Genomic DNA, 3,702 nt, shown 5'->3' on the forward strand with positions numbered 1-3,702 from the left:
CCTAAAAGCCCTTTTGATAGCCCTAATTTTGTTTATTCTGATGGAGGTTATCATGGGAGTAAAAAGCTTGTTCCTTCTGCTTTAGGAAAATATTATTTTGAGCTTTCTTATCAAGAAGAAGTTTATATAGAACTTTTACGCCCTTATTATCCAAGCATAAAAGATTTACCAAATGCTTTAAAACATAATAAAACTATACTACAATAGAAAGTTATAAAGGAGCATCAATGAAAAAAATTCAGTTTTTATTTGACGCAAAATTAAAAAAATTAGCTTGGATTATAGCTATATTGTTTATCGGATTTATAGGATATAATATACTTTTTTATACTGAATTTAAAAATGGTTATGCAAAAGTGATTTTACGCTCTAATGCAACACTTAATCAAAATTGGTATTGTATAAAAGAGGGCAGGAAACTAGATAGAAATGAATTATTTGAAAGAGCCGCTAAAGATTTGCTTAAAAAGCTTTATGATTATGCACATAGCAAAAGATATTATAATGTGGCTCAAGAAGAGTGGCAATATCTTGGTACTAAATGTTATTTTGAAGATACAGATTGTCAATTTTTTAGCAATGGAAAGCAATTTGATATCAACGATATCATAAAACAAATTGATCTTAATAAAAGCAAGCATGAAAATCTTAAAAAAATAATGCAAGGTTTTAACATTGTAAGACCTTTTGAAGAAGAAAAAATTTTAATAGGGGACTTTGATAAAACACAAAAGTTAAGCAATATAAAACTCAAATATTCTTTACTTTTTGATTATCGGGAAAGAATTTATCTTATTCACTATGATATTAAATTTATAGCAATAGGTGGTTATGAATATTTTGTTACACCTTCAAGATTTGGCGATTATGATTATGGCTTATTAGTTAAAATGTATCTTATAGGCTACAAAGACTCTAAAGAGAAATTTGATAAAGATGTTTTGGAAAGGTGGAAAAATGATAATTATTTTAGATACGAGTATTATCCTATTACAAATTGTGGTGAAGTAGAAATACGTGAAAATGATAATTTTATATGGGTTAATGAATAAAACTGAAATTTTAAATATGGTAGGAAAAATCAAATGGGTTTTTTATTAAATTTAAAAGGCGATTATGGAGTAGAAATTTTATCTTATTATCTTTGGGGAGAAAGCACACCACCAGGTAATTTAGCTAAAAAAGCATTGCTTGTCATACAAAACAATATTATTCCAAAGGACAAACAAAATGCTTAAGTTTTCTAAGAAAAATATAATCATTATTCTTATAGTAGCATTTTTAATATCTGTAATGAGTAATCTTTATGATTATGTAAATGAAGCCCTAGATTATAAAAATACTAAAGAAACTAAAGCAAGAGAAAATCTTAATTCTTTAATCAAGTGGAGCGAAAATGAAGGCAAAGAAGAATTAAAGTATGCTAAGAATTTAAGCAAAGAAACTTACAATCAAGAAAAAGTCACCAAAGAAATTATTAAAAACTTTGAAAAGATAAAAACAAGTATAGAAGATATAAAAACTTTAAGCACCTACAATACCACTAAAGAGGATAAAGAGCTTATAAAAAAGGTTACCAAGATTATTACTTCTTTGATTGTTGAAGGCATTTTACCAAAACTTTTAATAAATGAAGCAAACATACGCAGACAGGAAAATTTGTTTTTATTTGATAAGGAAAGGTTTCAAGCACTTGAAGAATTTTTAATTCATTTAAATACTTATTTGGAAGAAGATTTTTTAAAAAATAGTCAAAATTTTGAAATATTTTACATTGCTTATATTGGCTTATTGGCAATAGTTTCAAAAAGCTATTATATATATTATATATATGATATAGAGAATAATTTTTCTTGTGGTTTTAATAATTTTAAAACTAAAAGTATTTTAAGTAATGTAAACATTATAAATACTAAAGTATTTGATAAAATTATTAATATCTTAGAAGAAAAATATGTTCCAAACAATAAAGATATATCTTATCAAAATGGAATTGATTTTATTCGCAAACAAAAAATTGATAATAAAATTATCAATAAACTTCAAACCCTACAAACTAAACTAAAAGAGTGTGAAAAATGAATGAAGAGCTAGAAAGAGAAGTATTGCTTGATAGAGAATTAAGCCAAATAGAAAAAGATTTACAAAATGCTTTAAAACATAATAAAACTATACTACAATAGAAAGTTATAAAGGAGTATCAATGAATAAACCTTTTTACAAACTTAAAAGATTTTATATACCTTGTAGTCTACTTGTAGTTTTGATTATTTTCATAAGCCTAGCTTATCATTTTTTGTATCGCCCTTTAGAGCTTATCTTTTGGGATAGGTATTATCATAAAAAAGAATATCAAAGTGCTAAAGATATGTATAAACTATTTAAGAGCAATGAAGAAGAATTTAAAAAAGTTTTTAAAGAACAAAACTTAAATCAAGAATTAAAAACAAATCAAAAAGAATTGTTGAACTATATGCACTATTTCAAAAAAGATTTTAAATTTATGCAAATTTTAGGTTTGGATAATGCTTATTTAGTAGCTCTTAAAAATAAGGATGTATTGTTTGGTTTGCAAATGCAAAACAATCTTGATTATTTTTATCTCGCATCCAATAGCACTGATTTAGAAGAAATTAATAATTATTTAAATATTGTAGATAATTTTCTTGTCTTTATGAGTGAAATTGAAAAATTACCGCCCAAGTATAATTTAGGTAAAATAATGTTTGAAATTAATTTTATGAATTATAATACTTTGTTTTTTGGATTTACTTTAGATAAAAATTTTATTTGCTCTATACCCCAAAAAGAACAATTATTAGAGAATATGATTAATTCTTATGAAAAAATGAATTTATTTCATGATGTGGATTTAAAATTTCAAGATCAAGAATTATACGAAGCGATATATATAACAAAAGAACTTAATTATTTCATAAATATCGCCAAAGGAAGATTAAAAGCATGTAGAAGATAATTTAAGCCCTGAGGATAGACATGGTATAGAAAATGCTGTTCTTGCTAAAGAAGGTATAATACCTGATTGGATAGTAAATTTTGATAGGCAAGATGTAGAAAATTTGAAAGATAGAACTCAATATTGGCGCGATAAGGTAGATAGATTGGAAAATGTCGCAAAATCCTACTCCAAACAATATCCTGTTTTAGAACCAGTAGCAAGAAAAATAAGAATAGTAACTAAACCAACAGGAAGCACTTTAAAAATTATGGATTATTCTTTAGAATATGTCCTTAATGGTGAAAGATCCGTAGCTATTAAAGCTATAGCTGAAGGAGTTGAAACTGTCGTTTATTTATCAGGAACTATCACCGCTTCAGCTGCAGCAACCATAGTTGCGACACTAGTTGGTATGCTATGCCCACCTTTAGCACCTTTAACAGTTCCTTTAGTAGCATTTGGCGTATTTGCATTTGGAGAATGGCTTAGTCATTACATATCACAAAAAGCCAAAGATATAACGATAGATTTTTTTAATAGAAAAATAGAATATTTTCCACAAATTATTGATTTAGGCAATGGGCAATATTATAAAAATGATAAAAGCATAAATGAAATATTTATTGATGTGTTTCAATATCACTCTCTCTCCCTTTTTGCCCCACACCCTTTCCCTAGCTATTCTAAAGAATACAAACTTGCCCTAGCAAGAAAAAAAGAACTTATGGATAAAACAAGTATGG

5 protein-coding genes and 1 pseudogene are annotated in these 3,702 nt (G+C 26.3%); all 6 read left to right on the forward strand.

Annotation, left to right across the window (positions count from 1 at the left end):
• Positions 1-207: pseudogene (locus B6S12_RS10330) on the forward strand (hypothetical protein); the annotation flags it as partial.
• A 20-nt stretch (positions 208-227) separates the two neighbouring features.
• Positions 228-1,052, forward strand: a complete 825-nt coding sequence (locus B6S12_RS10335) for a hypothetical protein (RefSeq protein WP_111230696.1) — start codon at positions 228-230, stop codon at positions 1,050-1,052.
• A gap of 33 nt (positions 1,053-1,085) precedes the next feature.
• Positions 1,086-1,238 (forward strand): hypothetical protein, encoded by a 153-nt coding sequence (locus B6S12_RS11205; RefSeq protein ID WP_181451040.1) that lies wholly within the window; start codon positions 1,086-1,088, stop codon positions 1,236-1,238.
• Positions 1,231-2,082 carry a hypothetical protein gene (locus B6S12_RS10340; protein WP_111230697.1) on the forward strand — a complete coding sequence of 284 codons (852 nt, stop codon included), beginning with the start codon at positions 1,231-1,233 and terminating at the stop codon, positions 2,080-2,082. The genes B6S12_RS11205 and B6S12_RS10340 overlap by 8 nt, the downstream gene beginning before the upstream one ends.
• A gap of 121 nt (positions 2,083-2,203) precedes the next feature.
• Positions 2,204-2,977 carry a hypothetical protein gene (locus tag B6S12_RS10345; RefSeq protein ID WP_111230698.1) on the forward strand — a complete coding sequence of 258 codons (774 nt, stop codon included), beginning with the start codon at positions 2,204-2,206 and terminating at the stop codon, positions 2,975-2,977.
• A 103-nt stretch (positions 2,978-3,080) separates the two neighbouring features.
• On the forward strand, positions 3,081-3,702 hold a 622-nt coding region (locus tag B6S12_RS10350), incomplete at its 3' end, for a hypothetical protein (RefSeq protein WP_146239364.1).

Source organism: Helicobacter valdiviensis (assembly GCF_003245365.1).
Lineage (GTDB): Bacteria > Campylobacterota > Campylobacteria > Campylobacterales > Helicobacteraceae > Helicobacter_D > Helicobacter_D valdiviensis.

Excerpts from the sequence above, each read along its gene's own strand:
- B6S12_RS10335 (WP_111230696.1), top strand. The coding sequence starts at position 228 with ATGAAAAAAATTCAGTTTTTATTTGACGCAAAATTAAAAAAATTAGCT.
- B6S12_RS11205 (WP_181451040.1), top strand. The coding sequence starts at position 1,086 with ATGGGTTTTTTATTAAATTTAAAAGGCGATTATGGAGTAGAAATTTTA.
- B6S12_RS10340 (WP_111230697.1), top strand. The coding sequence starts at position 1,231 with ATGCTTAAGTTTTCTAAGAAAAATATAATCATTATTCTTATAGTAGCA.
- B6S12_RS10345 (WP_111230698.1), top strand. The coding sequence starts at position 2,204 with ATGAATAAACCTTTTTACAAACTTAAAAGATTTTATATACCTTGTAGT.